The organism is Pseudomonas halotolerans, assembly GCF_039581215.1.
Taxonomy (GTDB): Bacteria; Pseudomonadota; Gammaproteobacteria; order Pseudomonadales; family Pseudomonadaceae; genus Aquipseudomonas; species Aquipseudomonas tehranensis.
The window spans coordinates 54427-70744 of the sequence record NZ_JBCNTJ010000025.1 but is presented as its reverse complement, the minus strand read 5'-3'; the positions used below and the strand labels follow the sequence as shown (position 1 = coordinate 70744).

12 protein-coding genes and 1 rRNA gene are annotated in these 16318 nt (G+C 54.4%); 11 read left to right on the top strand and 2 right to left on the bottom strand.

From position 1 onward, the window contains the following. From rrf to AAIS01_RS25140, 6 genes are all read left to right on the top strand, one after another. Positions 1-75 (top strand): 5S ribosomal RNA (rrf, locus tag AAIS01_RS25790); the annotation flags it as partial. 182 nt (positions 76-257) lie between these two features. Then, positions 258-893: an NADH:ubiquinone oxidoreductase subunit N gene (locus tag AAIS01_RS25160; RefSeq protein ID WP_343471176.1), complete on the top strand. Its 636-nt coding sequence runs from the start codon at positions 258-260 to the stop codon at positions 891-893. 153 nt (positions 894-1046) lie between these two features. Beyond that, on the top strand, positions 1047-2552 hold the full coding sequence (locus AAIS01_RS25155) for a YdgA family protein (protein WP_343471175.1): 1506 nt from the start codon (positions 1047-1049) through the stop codon (positions 2550-2552). An 893-nt stretch (positions 2553-3445) separates the two neighbouring features. Further along, positions 3446-5830, top strand: coding sequence for an ABC-three component system protein (locus tag AAIS01_RS25150; RefSeq protein ID WP_343471174.1), 2385 nt, complete (start codon positions 3446-3448; stop codon positions 5828-5830). Continuing rightward, on the top strand, positions 5820-6389 hold the full coding sequence (locus AAIS01_RS25145; protein WP_343471173.1) for a hypothetical protein: 570 nt from the start codon (positions 5820-5822) through the stop codon (positions 6387-6389). The genes AAIS01_RS25150 and AAIS01_RS25145 overlap by 11 nt, the downstream gene beginning before the upstream one ends. Further along, complete coding sequence (locus AAIS01_RS25140; protein ID WP_343471172.1) at positions 6382-9150, top strand: AAA family ATPase; 2769 nt, start codon at positions 6382-6384, stop codon at positions 9148-9150. Before AAIS01_RS25145 ends, AAIS01_RS25140 begins: the two co-directional genes overlap by 8 nt. 406 nt (positions 9151-9556) lie before the next feature. Here AAIS01_RS25140 and AAIS01_RS25135 read toward each other — a convergent pair whose 3' ends face one another. Continuing rightward, positions 9557-10072, bottom strand: a complete 516-nt coding sequence (locus AAIS01_RS25135) for a hypothetical protein (protein WP_343471171.1) — start codon at positions 10070-10072, stop codon at positions 9557-9559. 313 nt (positions 10073-10385) lie between these two features. On the opposite strand from AAIS01_RS25135, the gene AAIS01_RS25130 reads away from it, so the two are divergent. After that, positions 10386-11264, top strand: coding sequence for a hypothetical protein (locus AAIS01_RS25130; protein WP_343471170.1), 879 nt, complete (start codon positions 10386-10388; stop codon positions 11262-11264). Between the two features lie 328 nt (positions 11265-11592). On the opposite strand, the gene AAIS01_RS25125 is transcribed toward AAIS01_RS25130, so the two are convergent. Beyond that, positions 11593-11952, bottom strand: a complete 360-nt coding sequence (locus AAIS01_RS25125) for a DUF6124 family protein (RefSeq protein WP_343471169.1) — start codon at positions 11950-11952, stop codon at positions 11593-11595. 580 nt (positions 11953-12532) lie between these two features. On the opposite strand from AAIS01_RS25125, the gene AAIS01_RS25120 reads away from it, so the two are divergent. The 4 genes from AAIS01_RS25120 to AAIS01_RS25105 all read left to right on the top strand — a co-directional run bounded on the left by AAIS01_RS25120 (position 12533) and on the right by AAIS01_RS25105 (position 16182). Beyond that, on the top strand, positions 12533-13114 hold the full coding sequence (locus AAIS01_RS25120; RefSeq protein WP_343471168.1) for a hypothetical protein: 582 nt from the start codon (positions 12533-12535) through the stop codon (positions 13112-13114). A 118-nt stretch (positions 13115-13232) separates the two neighbouring features. Then, on the top strand, positions 13233-14894 hold the full coding sequence (locus AAIS01_RS25115; RefSeq protein ID WP_343471167.1) for a vWA domain-containing protein: 1662 nt from the start codon (positions 13233-13235) through the stop codon (positions 14892-14894). Positions 14895-14998: 104 nt separating this feature from the next. Continuing rightward, on the top strand, positions 14999-15571 hold the full coding sequence (locus AAIS01_RS25110; RefSeq protein WP_343471166.1) for an RNA polymerase sigma factor: 573 nt from the start codon (positions 14999-15001) through the stop codon (positions 15569-15571). Next, the gene (locus tag AAIS01_RS25105; protein WP_343471165.1) at positions 15568-16182 is read left to right on the top strand and encodes a hypothetical protein; all 615 of its coding nucleotides are present in this window, start codon (positions 15568-15570) and stop codon (positions 16180-16182) included. Before AAIS01_RS25110 ends, AAIS01_RS25105 begins: the two co-directional genes overlap by 4 nt. Positions 16183-16318: the final 136 nt, after the last annotated feature.

Here is a 16318-nt window from a genome sequence, read left to right as displayed (position 1 = left end):
GAACTCAGCAGTGAAACGATGCATCGCCGATGGTAGTGTGGGGTTTCCCCATGTGAGAGTAGGTCATCGTCAAGATTGAATTCCCAGAACCCCTGTCTGCTGATGCAGACAGGGGTTTTGTCGTTTTGGGCCGGTAATCGGATTGCCCCTCATGATTGCTGCCCGCATACGGCAAACCCTGAGGCCGTTGCTATGCTGTGATAGTCGGGGTACTTGAAAAATGGCCCGCGACGTGACTGGTCATGGGGATTCCAATAATGAAAAACCCTTATGCTCCTGGCTTCTGGTGCGCCCTTGCGGCGTTAGTGCTGCTTTCGGCCACTTATTTCTATGGCGTCATGCTGACTCACCAGATCGACAAAGCGCTGATTTTCCTCGATAGCGCGGCTGCGCTGATCGGTGTGATATCCATCGCAATCGTGGCCTGGGCATCGCTTCATGGCCAACGCATCAAAAAAAAGCATCTTGAGCAGGGTAAGACCCTGGTGCTGATCTGGGACACCAAGGTTGCGCTGCGCCGGGTCGAAACGGTCTTCGACCGCTACTTCTGGGGCAGTTATTGGCAGCCTGGCCGCACATTCCAGGAAGTCATGGGTGAACTCACTGGTACTCCATTGGAGAAAAGTCTCGAGGCCTTAAAGACCCAATGTGCGGCATTGGACAAGCAAGTCGCCCAAGACGACTGGCACTGGCTCAACAACGCACGTGAGCTCTGCGACGTCGCTAACGCTATGGCCCGTGAGCGCTATCAACTGGACTTCTGCGATGCTCGCGCAGAGTCATCAGGTACGACGGTGATCAATCGCGATTTCGAAGTGTTGGTCTACACCTGGACGGCACGGCTCAAGACGTTCGACCATCAACTCGACGAGATTGAAGTCCAATATTCGTAGACCCTCTCCCAAAAAACACTTCCCCCCTTTAAACATTGGGCCCGCTGGCGTGCCTGATGGTAATCTCCCTCCACTTCGCGGCGTCGAGCCACACCCTTTGCGGGTCAGGGAAGACGACGGCTTTTTCAACCATGGATATTGATCGGGTCACTCATGAATAAATCAGCAAGCGTACTTCTGGGAATCGTTGTGGTTGTCGGTGCAATCAGCGCAGGCGGCGCCTGGTACACCGGCACGAAGCTCGAAGGAGTGCTGCAAACCGCTATTGCCGACAGCAACAAGCAAATGCAAACGGCCCTGGCCGGGTCCAATGGCACCGCTTCGATCGAGCTGGTTTCATTAGACCGTGGGACTTTCAGCAGCACCGCCCACTACCGCCTCAAGGGCGAAGGCGAGATGTTTGGTGATGAGCCGGTTGAATTGCTGTTCGTCGACAACATCGAACATGGTCCGCTGCCGTTCTCGCGCCTGATGACGCTCAAATGGTTGCCGGTCATGGCCACCAGCCACACCGAACTTGAGCGCACGCCTCTGACCGAGAAATGGTTCGTCGCTGCCAAGGACAAGTCGCCGCTCAAAGGTGTGGTCAACCTGGGCTACGACCAGTCGACCCACGGCACATTCGAGTTGCTGCCCCTGGACACCAAGCTGGATGAACAAACCCAGCTCAGTTTCTCTGGCCTGAAGATAGACCTGGCCTCCAGCGCCCAGGCGGAGAAGATCAAGGCTGACGGTTACATGGACAGCTTCAAGCTGACCACCGTCGCTGAGGACCAGACTCCGGTGCAAGTCGAGCTCAACGGCCTGACGCTTGCCAGCAATCTGAGCAAGAGCACTTATGGTTATTACATGGGTGATAACGTCCTGATGCTCAGCAACAGCAAGACTACTTTTGGCGAGCAGAAGTCTGTCCTGGGCCTGAAGAACTTCGAGATGAAAAACAACAGTACCGAAAATGGCACCAGCGCTTCGGGGCGTGCTGATTACAAGGTCGGCGAGTTGTCGTTCAACGATAAGGCGATCGGTTCTGCGCAGATGGCGGTCAGCCTGAAGAACTTGGACATCCCGGCCACCATGTCGCTCATGCAGGTCTATCAAACCAAGCTGCAACCCTACGAGCAAGCGGCGGCTGAAGCAGCTGCAGCCGGTGAGCCAGCGCCAGAGCTGGTGCTGACCGAGGCCGAGGAGGCGCAGGTCAAGACCGACCTGGAGAAACTCCTGGCGGGCGGCCCGCAAGTGGCACTGGAAAACCTGTCGTTCACTACAGCCAATGGCGAAAGCCGCGCAACGCTGGTCATTGACCTAGCCAAACCGCAATCCATGGACCTGCCGCCCGATCAACTGGGCCGTCAGTTGCTCGCCTTGCTGGATTTCAATTTGAAAGTCTCCAAGCCGATGCTGGTGGATCTGTTGACCGTGCAGGCGCAAATGGAAGGCCAGACCGACGCCAAGTTGATCGCCGATCAGGCGACAGCCACCAGCGACATGTTCAGCGCGATGGCGGTGGGCACGCAGCTGGCAACGCTTGAAGGCAACGACGTGGTCACCAAGCTGCACTACGCCAACAATCAGGTTGATTTCAACGGTCAGAAGATGACAGTCGAACAATTCACCGCGTTTGTGATGAGCAAGCTTGGCGGCGGCGTAACCATTCAGTAATCCGCTCGAGCAACACCCGGAAAAACCGGCCCGTGCATTGTGTACGGGCCGTTTTTTTTTGACTTTAAGAACGTCGAAGGCACCAAAAATCCAATGAGAGAGAGCGAGCTTGCTTGCGATAGTGGTGGCACAGCCGTTGTAAAAGTACCGGATGCTGCTGGTCAGCCCCCCTCTACGGACTCACGCCAACAAGCACATAGCGCAAGGTGTTGAGCTGCTTGCGGGGGGGGGCGGCAGCATGCGGCTCGTTGCGAATGGCAGATATCGGCCGAGGGTGTGTAAAAACGTTTTTGAGCGCGACAGGTACTCAAAACCGGACTGGAAATCGCGCTTCTACGCGAAATCCACATCTGCTGACGTGTCGATAAATTTCAGATTTAACGTAGATGCGCCCACTTCAATTTTGGCGAAGCGTTTTTACACACTCTGGGCCATAAGCAGCCATTCGTAACTGGTTAGCGCGGAGGTAAGCCTGAATGTGCTCTTGTGCAAATTGAAGCGGGTGATGAAATCATCAGTACCGAAGGTTTGTTGAAGGCCACTCTCCCCAACCTTGCCCTTTGGGAAATGAGTTGACCACTAAGTTAATCTTCCCGCATGTAGCTGCACTCACGACTCCTCATTGGACGCTCTCATTGTTGGCATTTGATAAAAATTGACACTAGTATGATGACCTTTTGCCACTGAACGATGGAGTGCTAACCTTCGCTAAAACGGATGGCGTAGGCGCCTAGAATGCCGGCATCGGAGCATTTCCTTTAGAAGCGATTACGCTTTCTTTCGGGATGAATCAGATCCCACTGAAATCGTGCCCGCGAAATTATCGCTAGCATCGCTGCTGCGTTATCCCGCGGCTGTTCCGGTATGGTCGAGTCAAGTCAAGGAGCAAGAGTTTGACGACTATTAATGTTCAATTTCGCAGCGATGAAGAAGACCGCGAGCTGCGAGAACAGAACCCAGATGCCCCTGATCTCTTCGCTTTTGACTGCGGCCAACTGCCCTTCGAGCGAATGGGGGACGCTCATTTTGAGCTGCTTCTGGCAGACCTCTACGCTGCACGAGCAGAAGATGCTTCAGAGGACTGGTATGACGCAGCCCGCCGTCTAAATGACGGGGCCGATCAGGGGCGCGATGTCATCTTGCTTGATAATGGCCGTCCTGTTGGCGTCATTCAGTGCAAGCGCTACAACGGCATCGTCTCTCTTTCCATGATCATTCAGGAAATCTGCAAATTCTTCCTCTACGCGACCATCAAGCCGGGCATCGCCTCAGCTCCAGGTGAGCCATTCCGCTATTACGTTGCAGTATCTGATCGAGCGGCGACTAAGCTTTTCGAGTTCCTGCAAGGGAGCGGCAGGCAACGCTTCGTAGACCTTAGAGCAGAATTCGAGGAAAAGTCACTAGCCGCCCGTAGGGGATCCGCTACCCTTAGAAAGCATCCCGCCTTGAAAGATCTGACACAGGAGCAGCTGTGTGATTTGATCTGGGCTAGGATCGACAACCTGCATACTACCCTGCACAAGAAAGATGACCTTTCACGGATGGTGGGCGCCTATCCCCGCATCAAGTCGACCTACTTCAGGCTTGAGTCCGATTCAGCACAAATCGTAGGCGAGCTGAAATCGTTCCTCCAATCACGAAAGCTGATGGTGAGTCAGGAGGACGAGGAGCTCATTTCCGGAATCCGGACTGAATACATCAAGTTAAAGCTGGGTCGCAATCAGCGTTTCAATCTAGGGCTGTTGCAAGGCGCAGAGCTTCTGCCTTTCATGCGAACCATGCTCCTGCCCAAGACAGGCACGCTGTTCAATAACTTTGGCTCGCTTCCCGTGATTTTTACTGGCGGAGCCGAGGCGGCGGATCTGGGGGACTGGGCAGAACTTCACCAGCTAGTCGAAATGTATGATAGCCAAGCTGTCGTGTTCGTAGGTTGTGGTGGCGTGACTGGGGCTCAGCTTGCTGCCTGGAAAAATTCAGATGACATGGTTTGGATTGATCCAGAGTGGGATCCGGCTCCGCTCCAGAATTACAGGGCAGGTTGGTGTTGGGTCAAAGATCCCACACAGGGTATTTTCAACTGCTATGTACTTGTTGAGAACGAGACAGGCCTGGCAGAGTACGGGCACGGCGCGGTGTCGCTCCGTCTAGCATTTGAAGATGTTGTCGTCTGGCCGACCTTGGGTAACGACTTTACAAACCCGATTTCAGATGCAAGGTCTCAGCTGCGTCGAATAATGGCTAGCCAGAAAGAAGACAGTTCGAAGCGGCCCAATCTTGTCCTTGCCTCCGTTAGCGTCACCAGCCTCGAAAAAGTATTGACCTCGGTTTCAGATCACTACGGTCAGCGCATACACTCGACTATTGCCACGGCGATTGCCAACAGTAACCGTGTCGGGGCGTGTCCTACCGAGCTGTACAGTGCTACTGGCATCTTTCCGGCGATCGACGTCGAGTTCGCAACCCGATCTACCCCGGCAACCGTTAATCCATCTGGACGTGTCATGCGTCGGAGCACCAGCGGTGCTCTCACATTCACACTCGACTGGACTGCAGATCTGACCCTGGCTGCTGTAAAGGCACATCGCTTGGTTGCGGGGGCTGTTAAAGACGATATGCAACCGATGTCGCTTGAATTTCATGAGCTCTTTGATCGGTATCCTCCATTCCCAGGCTACCTGCCTGCAGTGAAAGCAGAGCTGGATCTGCTCAATACGTTGGTGCAAGACGCGGGCCTGCCTGACTACTCGGGGTTCACCTACCGAACGTGGTTTGGTGTCAAAGCGGGAGAGGAATTTCCACTGGAAGCGCTCTGCGCATCTGGTGAATGCGTTATGAGAACCGTCCAGGCACTGAGCTACCTCAATGTACCGCCCGCCAGCCAATGGGTCTGCGCACCCGACCTACAGGGGCATATCCGGCATGACGACCCTGTGCATGGAGAGGTCAACCTCATGGCTTGGTCAAACAGGAACTATCCAGTCAGGCAGATGGAAGGTGATCTTTTCGACTGGGCTCGACAGCCGATTGCGCATCCCAGCCTAATCGTCTTCGCGCAAGGGAGGGGGAACGTCGCGGACAAGAAACCCGGCGATGGGCGTTACGATTACACCAGTCCGCCTGCTCCCAAGGGATCAATCACTGAGCCCTCTATTGCAAGAAGCGTTTATATGTTCAGTTTGGGCGATATTGAATCTGTGTATGACGATCCGTCAGCTCCTTCGCCGAATCAATTCATGGAAGATATTTTTGTCCGGAAGGGGAAGTTAGATGCTCAATGAATTGACTGAAATCATAGCGCGTCGAGCTGAGGATGCCGGCTTCTCCAGAACCTCCACTCAGCAGTACTTATCGGGCACGAATCAAAATTGGCAGGATGGTGCGATAGGGAATGAGCTCGGGTATTGGGAGTCGTCCTTCGCCTCTATTTTACTGGTCAACATCACCACTGATACCGGTGCAGATGCGATGCGCCAGGCCAAGATTGCGGAGACGTTCTTGGATGCCGCGATTGTCCAGCGCGAGCGCTCGGGTCTCGTCATTGACGGCTACCTGGTGATCGCGGCTACCCAAGTCAATGATCAGTTCAAAGCGTTCATTCTTGATATCGAGAGAGATATCAGATTTGTCAGGAAGCATGTTGTTACCTGGGGTGATGATGGTTGGGAACGCTATGAGCGAATCACACCATTAGGTCTTGAGCGTATTGACGATCAAGGGGACGCGGTAGTCTTCTCTTCCGAGAATACCGATTATCTCCAGCTTGTAGAATTACTGGCGGAGGTGGACAGTCAAGAGCTTGCCCAAATTCATGGTAAAGAATGGAATCTCAATGAATAACCTGCCCATCAAGTTCCTTGCCGTTACCATCCAGAATTTTCGGGGTATTCCAGATGAGTTAGTGGTGCCATTGGATGCACCGTTAACCGTTATCCATGCGGCCAACGGCACAGGCAAAAGCACGATTTGTTATGCCTTGGAATGGCTGATCACAGGCAAGGTCGATGATCTGAACGGGGCGGCACTGGAATGCCAGTGGGGGAAGGGTACTACTACAGTCTCGGCAGATTGCTTGATTGACGGAAATCTTCACGTAGTTACTCGAACTAATAGCTCATTGTGGATAACTCCCGAAGGCGAGAAAAAGAAAAAAATTAACGATGAGTTTCTGCTGGAGATGCTCACGCCGGCGTCGATCTCGGGAAAAAGCACCATCGCATTGCGAAAGGCCAAGCGCGGATGGTTGCGCAATAGTCGGTGGCTCTATTCCAACTCACTAGCCTTGTTGATTGATAATAATAAGGCCGACGAGCGCCAACAGATCTTTGCTGACATTCTTGGCTTTGGCCATCTCACCAGTACCTTGCGAGATCTGCGCGATTACAGAAAAGCACTTCCCAATACAAAGGGGCTAGCGGACAAAGTTGCTAGCGTGAATGCTGAAATTGAAACGCTTAAAGCATCCCTGGCCATCAGTTCTCCTGCCAAGGAGGCCGCGCTAGGCAGCCTTGATGCTATTTTCAAGGCGTTTCCACCAGCAGTCGAGGGAACCATTCTTGAGCGGCTAGAGGCAGCTCAGCTTCGTGTTAACTCGTTCAGCCAGAAGCAGCAGCGAGAGATGGCAGTGCTGAACACCGTGTATCAGCAGTGGACGTCGTATCAAGGTTCTCTGCAGCAAATTGAAACTCTTCGTCAGTCAGTTGATGCCCTGACGCAGGAGCAGAAAAAGGCGAGCGAAGATCACAGTGTTCAAGCATCAGAGTTGTCCGACGCCCAACAAAAAGTGTCTGACGCTCAGCGGTCGTTAAAATGGGCTGATGACAGCCTGCTAACCTTTAAGGGGTGGCAAACAGCTACTAGCGCTCAGGGTGTGGGAGGGTATTTCGAGCAGGTTGACCGAAGCCAAGCGGAACTTGAGGCGGCGGGTTTTGTAGAGCTGGGGTGGAGTTCTGATCGGCAAACGAAGTGGAAAGAGGCAATAGCTCTGCTATCCGCTAACTTCCAAAAAATCATGGAGCTTGAGCGTCAGAAAAATGACCTGATGGCGAATCCTGTAGCGCCTGCTATCGACTACGACGAAAAGGCACGCCTGGCTGATGCGGCAAAGAATATGCGCATCCGAGCAGAAGCAGACTTTGACGCTTATACTAACGTTTTGGGTAAGTTAAAAGTTATGGGCAATGAATTCGCCCATACTCATGATGACCCTCACTGTCCGCTCTGTAATTATAATTGGCCCACCACAGCTAGACTTCGGGAAGAAATATCCTCGAATATGGAAGTGCTTGCGCCGGCTCTTGAAGCTGCCTCAGGTGCACTGACGTTGGCTCGTCAAAATGAGCAGGATGCCATTAAAGCCCTGGCTTTAGCTACGTCGCAGAAATCCGCGTATGAAACTTATTTGGCTCGATCCAATTCTGTGCATCAAGAGCTGCAATCGTTTGCAACCAGGAGTACGTACTTCGAAACGATGGGCGTTCAAGACTTCTCCGGAATGCAGATGGATGGCCTTGCCAATATGAATCGCAGGGTAACCTCTGCAATTCAAATCAGCGGGATTTTTGCAAAGCTTTCCGAAGTAGAGAAGTTTTTCGCCATTATTCCGGCGAGCGGTGCGGCAACACGGGTATCGAGCGCCGTCGCAAGCTTGGGAAGCTACAAGAAACATTTTCAGGATCAATTCGACCAATACGAGCCGGCGAGAGCTCGCCTCGTTCTGGCTGTACAAGGGCTTTTACAAGCCGTTCAGTCCAAGGCGGGCGAGATCGCTGGGCTCAACGCGAACATCGCTGCAGCAGTAGAGATCACAAGCAGCTTCGATTCCCATTGGCGTGAGCTTTTTGGTGATCAACCCGTGTCAGTAGAGTCCTACGACATCATGCGTCAGCAGCTGGGTCAGCGAGGAATTGATGTAACGACATACACCAGCATGCTTGATCAATGCAAAGCTGTGGTGAGTGTTGATACCGACTCGGCAAAGCTGAAAAAGCTTGAGCAGGAACTGGTTGAGTTGACCAGCAAGCTGAGAATCGGCACAGGCTACATTGCTGATGCAGACCTGGCGATTGAGCAGTATGCCTTGCATGTGAAGGACTTCACCGCCTCTAGCCTCAAGCCCCTGCTAAGTCCTGCAGCTGAGCTATTTTCCAGAATGCATGCCAACGAAGTATACAAAGGCTTGGGCGTTTCAGAAGGCGAAGATGCATTGAAATGGACAGTCTTCGCCGAGGGCCATGAGCCTGCATTGGACGCAGAAGGGAAGCTTAGCCAAGGCCAGCGCCAGGATCTGGCATTGTCGCTATACCTAGCTAGGGCTCGGAATACCGGGGGAAGCTTCTTCCTCGATGAGCCAATCGCGCATTTGGATGACCTGAATCGAGTGGCAATGTTGGACATTTTCCGGCTGGTGGCCACCTCGATGCCGGACATGAACTTGATCTTGACCACTGCCAGTGATTCGCTGGCCAGGCACATGGCTCAAAAGTTTTCGAGCATCACGGACAAGCACTTGTTGAGTATGATTCATTTGGAGGGTAACCCCCGAACTGGAGTCAAGATGACGGTTCAGCGCAATGCAGTGTTATCCAGCCAACCCGTTTAGGATGAGATGAGGTGGTGAGCGGCATGCTGAGCCCATCCCTCAGCTTCAACTTAATCAAAAGGCGCTGGATCACTCATGATTTCGTAGATACGTCAAAACCTAATATAGGTCGAGTAAAGTCCACTTTTGGCCGAATACTGCCTCTCGCGACGGGTAAAAAGCGCACGAGCAGGGTCAGTCGACGGGGGGACTTTGTCTTGTACCCCATCCTCGATGTTTAATGTGACATAAAGTTTTACTACATTTAAGTCTAGTGAAAATATATTCTTAAAGTCGTACAAAGTCCTAAATTATATGGAAGCTTATACAGAAAGGTTAGATTGCTAAAGTTATCGCCATTGTTTCTGCTGCTTTCTCGACAGCGGCGACTTCCGCCTCCGAAAAATACATCTCAGTTCATCATTCATTACTTACAGCTTTCAGGGAAAAGATGCTGCTCGTCTAATATGTCGCGAACATCATAAAGAGACCTGTATTCAATATGCAAAGAAAGCTGGCATAGCATTTTGATATAGATGGATTCAATCTTGTCTCTCGCCGATTGCGATTCAGGATACTTAAAAGAAAACAATACAAGAGATTCGCCTGGTCGCAAAAAAATGGGAAGTGACATCGAAGAGCGAGAAAATTGTTGTGCATTAAGATCGAATTCTGAAAATATCAATTTCATATCACTGACGGATATCTTTTTCCCGGTATCGTTTACAGTGAACTCAATTTTTTCTACCCTTGCAGGTCCCAAGCCATCGTTAACTATGGTGAGCGATCTTTGTTTCACACCGTCAACTACGACAATCGGATGCTTGGTGGAAAGTAGTGGTACTACCGAATTAGCATTTGCGGATCTGGTTTCAATCCTATCCCATATCCCAAGACCTAATGCTATAAAAGCGGCCGCCACTGCGGAGATGGCGGCTACCATCTCCCAATTCATTCTGTCTCGGCTTGCCATCATTTATTCCTTCAAGGACTGAAACGATGAGGATTCTCAACAACTATAGACGGGATTTTTACTGTATCTCCTTAGAGACATTGCAGCCGCTCACGAGCGGCCGGAGACGGCCCATTGCTGCCTGTCGTAAAGGACAGGTGCCGACCCAAAACGGGCTCTCAGGCGCTCAACGCTGAACCGATTTTGTTGAAATCACGGAGCCATAGTGAGCGGCACGGAGGGCTATTAAAACGGCTCAAAACTGACGATGATGCCCGTCTCCAGTGAAACAGGGAACCTTGGGATGACGGACCGATTTCTCCTTTACATAGATATTTTGGGCTTTACCAATATGGTGCGCGAAGAACCAAGGAAGGTAGCGCGCATCTATTCGATTCTAGATAGCCTGAATGTACACAAACATAACAGCTTCAAGACCGTCGTTTTCTCAGACACGGTTCTGGTCTACAACATTGAGCCGGCCTCGAACGACGCCGAGAGGGAATATCTAGTCTGGTACCTCACGGAGTTCGCCGAGGACTTACACCACCGGCTTACCGGTCAGGATATCTACTTCCGCGCGGCCCTCGTGGCCGGCGATTTTTCCCACTACGATCTGAAGCACGTTGAGTGTTTCTATGGCACTGCCTTGATCTCAGCATATCTGGCTGAAAAGGATATTCCGTCGCTTGGCTTGTTCATGGACCACGAGTGCGCAAAGTACAACCAATTTTTCCGCTTGGCACTGTTCAATGCTGACTATTCCTTCGTCTATCTCAACCGCTCATTGGAGCAACTGAATAAACATACCGGTGGCCATTTTCCTGTTGAGGACTACCAGATGCATATGGGGGATATTGCCCCTTACGTCACATGGCAGGTTCGTTTTCTCCAAGATATATACAATCAAATGCGTAACCATCAAGTGCCGCATGTCCGCACTAAGTTTTTGGCCGCTTGGGATTTCTACAAGCAGCGCTACCCCGAGATGCTGCGGGTACTGGAGGAGAACGATTTTTCCGCGAGCTCGTTGGGACGTGCGCCGGACTGGGATGATTTGGACAAGTACATGAAAAGGGATATCAGCTACTTCAAACGAATCGGCAGCGGCACGAGACTGTCCAAAGCCATCACCAGTCCTAACAGATTCAATCTTAAATTTTCGAAAAACTTCAAGGGCTAGTAGCCATGATGACTGGGGTTGTGGCCGATAGGCGAAGCGAAGGGCAGATATTCGCCGATTTCTGGTGGTGCTGATCGGCTGCGTTTGGCCGATGGCAGACGAGGGTCAATAGTCAGTATTTGGGCTGTTTGCTTGATGACGGTACGCGATGCATCGAAACGAAGCTCAGTCCCGAGTTATTGCCGTGCGCGCACGGAGTATCAAAGACAAGCTAGCTGGGAGAGCGCAGCCCAGTGATGAAATGAAACAGGTTCGCTAGGAAAGCTGCTGTCAGATGCCAATACAACAAACCCGACGCAAGACGTCGGGTTTGATATCGGATGGGTTGTTATCGCGGATCGACGTTATCCAGCACCCGGTTCGCGAGCAATGAACTCAGTTCGATCAGTTGCTGGATACCGAGGGCGATGTGGCGGCGGGGGCCTTCGAGATCGAAAGCCAGATTGCTGATCATCGCGTCGGCGGATGCCAGGTTTTCGCTGAGGTTGGCGAGCAGGCATTCGTTGTCGGCGTTTTTTGCCACGGTGAAGAGCTGGCCCGGTTTGGATGCATCTTCGGATTTTTCCGGTTTCGGTAGCAGATAGTGATCCAAGGCGCGTTTGGCGGCTTCGTCGTGCTGTTTATTTTTGCGACCGGAATGGGTAGACGTTGAGTCAGTTTCTGGAGGGTTCGGAGTTATCTTGAACATATGCATTTTTCCTTCTAGTAGGCCGCAACCGTCTCGCTACTAAACGAAGGGGGTGGCAGCTGTGCGCAAGTTAGTAGACCGGCGGAAAATACATAAAAGCCCGGCGCGCCCGAAGGCGCCATGCGCACAGCCACCATCAAATGCAGGCGACGCCTGACTGATGAGACTCATGCAACCATTATGTATTTCCAACCAGGGCTACTAAACCCGACCACTGATGGGCAGTGGCAGGGAAACGATAGAGCCCGGAGACAAGGCGCACAAGCGGGCGAATTCTGGCGTAGTTGTAGGCAATGGCGCAAGGATGCGTAGCTTGGCGCAAGCACGGCAACCGGGCTGTAGGCGCGGTCTGAAGGATGCCCCGCAAACTCTATGGCGAGGGCATTTGTCCCCGTTATGTGTGGGAGGGATAAATTCCCTCACGACTGCTCGCGAGCGTCCTCCGCACACGCCATTGCGGTGAAAGCGATTCACTCATCACGGGCGCAATTCGTCACTGCCGCCAAACAACTTGAGAAGCCGGCCAAACTCCGTAAAATGCTGATGGCACTATGCCGCCACCTTTCAGGGACGAAATCACATGCGATTTTTTGCCATATGCCTGGCCCTCTGCCTTATGGCGGGCTGCGCCTCCAAACCCGATTACTACATTTCCCCCACGCCGGTCACGATCCCCACAACCGCCACCTATTGGATCGACACCTTCGATGTAGAAGTCGTAGGTAAAAACGAACGCTTTTTGCCTGACGAAAAAGTCCGTGAGCAATTGCACACCGACCTGATCGGCCGCCTGCTTGAGGACAATCGTTATGCCTCCAGCAAGGAAACCGCCGACTATCTGCTGGACGTCAACAGCGTCTACGCGCGACGAATTCAAGACACTCAAGGTGGCTTCATGAGCAAGATCGTCGCCGATGGCACGTTCCTCGCCAGTGTCGATTTCAGTTATCAGGTCAAGGTGAAGAAGGCCGGTACCGAGGTATTGCACTTTGCTCAGGCTCGCGAAGGGCTGATGCCGGGCGGCGCGATCGGGCAACTTCAGAACATGAGAAGCATGATGGGTGCTCTGACCAACCGAGGTAACTCCGAGGTCGAACGCTTTTACACCGGCAACTTGAGCGGCTTTATTGCCGACGACCTGCGGGCCATTCCGTCCCGCTAGTCCTGCCCGCGGCGCTTTGCTGGCCCGCGTACTAAAAAAACTCGTGGTCGTTAACCCGAACCACGAGTGCCTCCCGTCTGACCCTGTGAACGGATCATTCATTCACGAGGTTCAGCCCATGTCCCGTCCTCCTTCATTTCTACGTCCTGCTGCTCAGGGCTTTGCCGTGACCTTGCTGGTGGCATTGGCCGGTTGTGGGTTGTCTTCGTCCCGGGAGGCTGCCAAGCCGGCCGAACCGGCGCCTGCGTCCCCCGGCCCCGTGCGGCAAAGCGAAGTCGCTTTCGTGCACCAGCCTTTGGTCAAGCGCATGGCGGCCCCGGCTTCGATGCCTTCGCCCAGGGTGCGCAGCGATGCTATCGCGGGGGATTACCGCGCCGAGCCCCGCGAGCAGTATGAAAAACTGCCGGACAACCCCATTCATAGCGTTGCCCAAACGCCGGTCTCGACCTTCAGCGCGGATGTCGACACCGGCAGCTACGCCAATGTGCGACGTTTGCTCAATCAAGGTAGCCTGCCGCCCGAAGGCGCCGTGCGACTGGAGGAAATGGTCAACTATTTCCCTTACGACTATGCCTTGCCCACTGACGGTTCTCCCTTTGGCGTGACCACTGAAGTGGCCCCGTCGCCCTGGAACCCTCACACCCGCCTGTTGCGCATTGGCATCAAGGCGAGCGATCGCGCCGTGGCGGATCTGGCGCCGGCCAACCTGGTCTTTCTGGTGGACGTTTCCGGTTCCATGGCCCGGCGCGAAGGCCTGCCGCTGGTCAAAAGCACCCTGAAACTGCTGGTGGATCAGTTGCGCGAGCAGGACCGGGTGTCTCTGGTGGTGTACGCCGGCGAATCCCGGGTGGTGCTTAAGCCGACCTCGGGCCGGGACAAGGTCAAGATCCGCAACGCCATCGATCAGTTGGACGCCGGCGGTTCCACCGCCGGTGCGTCGGGTATCGAGCTGGCCTATCAGATGGCTCAGGAAAGCTTTATCGACAAAGGCATCAATCGCATCCTGCTGGCCACCGATGGCGACTTCAACGTGGGGATCAGTGACTTCGAAAGCCTCAAGCAAATGGCGGTGGACCGGCGTAAAAGCGGCGTATCCCTGACCACGCTGGGCTTCGGTGTGGATAACTACAACGAACACCTGATGGAGCAACTGGCCGACGCCGGTGACGGCAACTACGCCTACATCGACAACCTGCTTGAAGCGCGCAAGGTCTTGGTGGACCAGCTCAGTTCAACCCTGGCAGTGGTGGCGCGGGATGTGAAACTGCAGGTGGAATTCAACCCCGCCCAGGTCAGTGAGTATCGGCTGTTGGGTTATGAGAACCGCGCGCTCAAGCGTGAAGATTTCAACAACGACAAGGTTGATGCGGGCGAAATCGGCGCTGGGCACACGGTGACCGCGTTGTATGAAATTGTTCCGGTGGGTGAGCAGGGCTGGTTGGAACCGTTGCGGTATGCGAGCCCCCCCACGCTGGCCGGCAAGGCAGGGGAACTGGCGATGCTGCGCGTGCGCTACAAGCCCGCTGAAGGCGGGAGCAGCCGTTTGATCGAGCACCCTGTCGCCAGCACGCGAAAAAATGACAAGGCCAGCGATGACTTGCGCTTCTCGGCTGCTGTGGCCGCCTTCGCCCAACAGCTCAAGGGGGATGGCCGCTACACTGGGACCATGAGCTTGAAGGACACCGCGCAATTGGCCCGTTCCGCCCGGGGTGATGATCCGTTTGGGCTGCGCTCGGAGTTCGTGCAGTTGGTGGAGCTTGCGCAGAGCCTTGAACGCTGATCCTGACCTCGAGGATCAAATGTGGGAGCGAGCAGGCTCGCTCCCACAGTATTCGCTTGTCCGCTGCCAGAACTGTGTTGACCGCAAAGGAGTTCGTCACTCACATGCCCGCTCCGCTTGATTGTCCCAGCGACGAATCGCTGCTGGCCCGTTACCGTGATGGCGACGGGGCTTGTTTCGAAGCCCTGTACGCCCGCCATCGCCAAGGGCTTTACCGTTTTCTCGTGTCCTTGAGCAACAAAACTGAACTGGCCGAGGAAATCTTTCAGGACACCTGGCTCAGCCTGATCCGCAGCTCTACCCAGCCACAAGGGCGGGCGAGTTTTCGTACCTGGTTGTTCCAGATTGCCCGCAACCGCTTGATCGATCACTGGCGCAAACACGGTGTCCGCAACCCGCTGCACGACAGTTACGACGAGCAGGTTCATGTCCAGCCCGACGACACCAGCAACCCCGAACAGCAGTTGAGCCTGAGTCGCGATCAGGTTCGCCTGGACGCCGCGTTGCAGGCCTTGCCCGAGGACCAGCGGGAGGTTTTCCTGTTGCGCCTGCACGGCGATCTGGAGCTGCCGCAGATCGCCGCCCTGACCGGCGCCCCGCTGGAAACGGTCAAAAGCCGCTTGCGTTACGCCCAGCAGAAATTGCATCGACTGCTGGCCGAGGAGGTACCTGCATGATTGATTCCAAACAGACCCCGGGTTCCGACGACGAAAGGCTCATCGAGCATTTTCGCCAACACGCCAGCGGCGAACCGCCCGCGTCCCTGGATGCCTTCATCCTGGCCGCCGCCCGTCGCGAAGCCCCGACGCCCGCGCCGAGCGTGTGGAAACGCTGGCTGCAGGCCTGCCAACGGCCACGCTGGCAGGTGGCATTTGCCACGCTCGCCGGTGTCGCGTTGATGATCGGCCTGGTGCTGCGCTCGCCAGTGCCCCAAGGCGACTTGTCCTCGCCAGCGCCGATGGAGTTTTCCGCCAATCAGCAGGAGCCCGTCGCCGCTGCACCGCCGACCGCCATGCCTGCTCCCGCGCCGATAGCCCGGCTGGCGCCCCAAGGCGAGAGGGCCCGCGCTCAGGCAAGCACTGACCAGGTTCTTGCGGATAAGCCCGCGGCGAGAATGAGCAAAAGCGCGCCCGTGGCACTGCCGTCGCTGGAGCAGGAACTGCTGGAAATCCTGCGCTTGCGTCAGGCAGGGGATACCAAGGCGGCTGATGAGAAGCTGCTTGCGCTGCATAAGCGCTTTCCCGAGGAGGATTTGCCGGCGCGGTTGGAGGTGTTGCAAAAGCGTTGAGTAAAAAACGAGATTCGCCCCGTCGATTTTTGATCACTGGCCTGGACGGTGCCTAGAAAGTCGGGGCGATTCACAACCCTACAACGCCTTAACCACACCTGCGCCCTGCAAGCATTCGATAACACCCGCCACGGCA

What these genes read in the sequence shown, in the direction of transcription:
- AAIS01_RS25160 (WP_343471176.1), top strand. Translation starts at nt 258, where the DNA reads ATGAAAAACCCTTATGCTCCTGGCTTCTGGTGCGCCCTTGCGGCGTTA.
- AAIS01_RS25155 (WP_343471175.1), top strand. Translation starts at nt 1,047, where the DNA reads ATGAATAAATCAGCAAGCGTACTTCTGGGAATCGTTGTGGTTGTCGGT.
- AAIS01_RS25145 (WP_343471173.1), top strand. Translation starts at nt 5,820, where the DNA reads ATGCTCAATGAATTGACTGAAATCATAGCGCGTCGAGCTGAGGATGCC.
- AAIS01_RS25140 (WP_343471172.1), top strand. Translation starts at nt 6,382, where the DNA reads ATGAATAACCTGCCCATCAAGTTCCTTGCCGTTACCATCCAGAATTTT.
- AAIS01_RS25135 (WP_343471171.1), bottom strand. Translation starts at nt 10,072, where the DNA reads ATGGTAGCCGCCATCTCCGCAGTGGCGGCCGCTTTTATAGCATTAGGT.
- AAIS01_RS25130 (WP_343471170.1), top strand. Translation starts at nt 10,386, where the DNA reads ATGACGGACCGATTTCTCCTTTACATAGATATTTTGGGCTTTACCAAT.
- AAIS01_RS25125 (WP_343471169.1), bottom strand. Translation starts at nt 11,952, where the DNA reads ATGTTCAAGATAACTCCGAACCCTCCAGAAACTGACTCAACGTCTACC.
- AAIS01_RS25120 (WP_343471168.1), top strand. Translation starts at nt 12,533, where the DNA reads ATGCGATTTTTTGCCATATGCCTGGCCCTCTGCCTTATGGCGGGCTGC.
- AAIS01_RS25115 (WP_343471167.1), top strand. Translation starts at nt 13,233, where the DNA reads ATGTCCCGTCCTCCTTCATTTCTACGTCCTGCTGCTCAGGGCTTTGCC.
- AAIS01_RS25110 (WP_343471166.1), top strand. Translation starts at nt 14,999, where the DNA reads ATGCCCGCTCCGCTTGATTGTCCCAGCGACGAATCGCTGCTGGCCCGT.
- AAIS01_RS25105 (WP_343471165.1), top strand. Translation starts at nt 15,568, where the DNA reads ATGATTGATTCCAAACAGACCCCGGGTTCCGACGACGAAAGGCTCATC.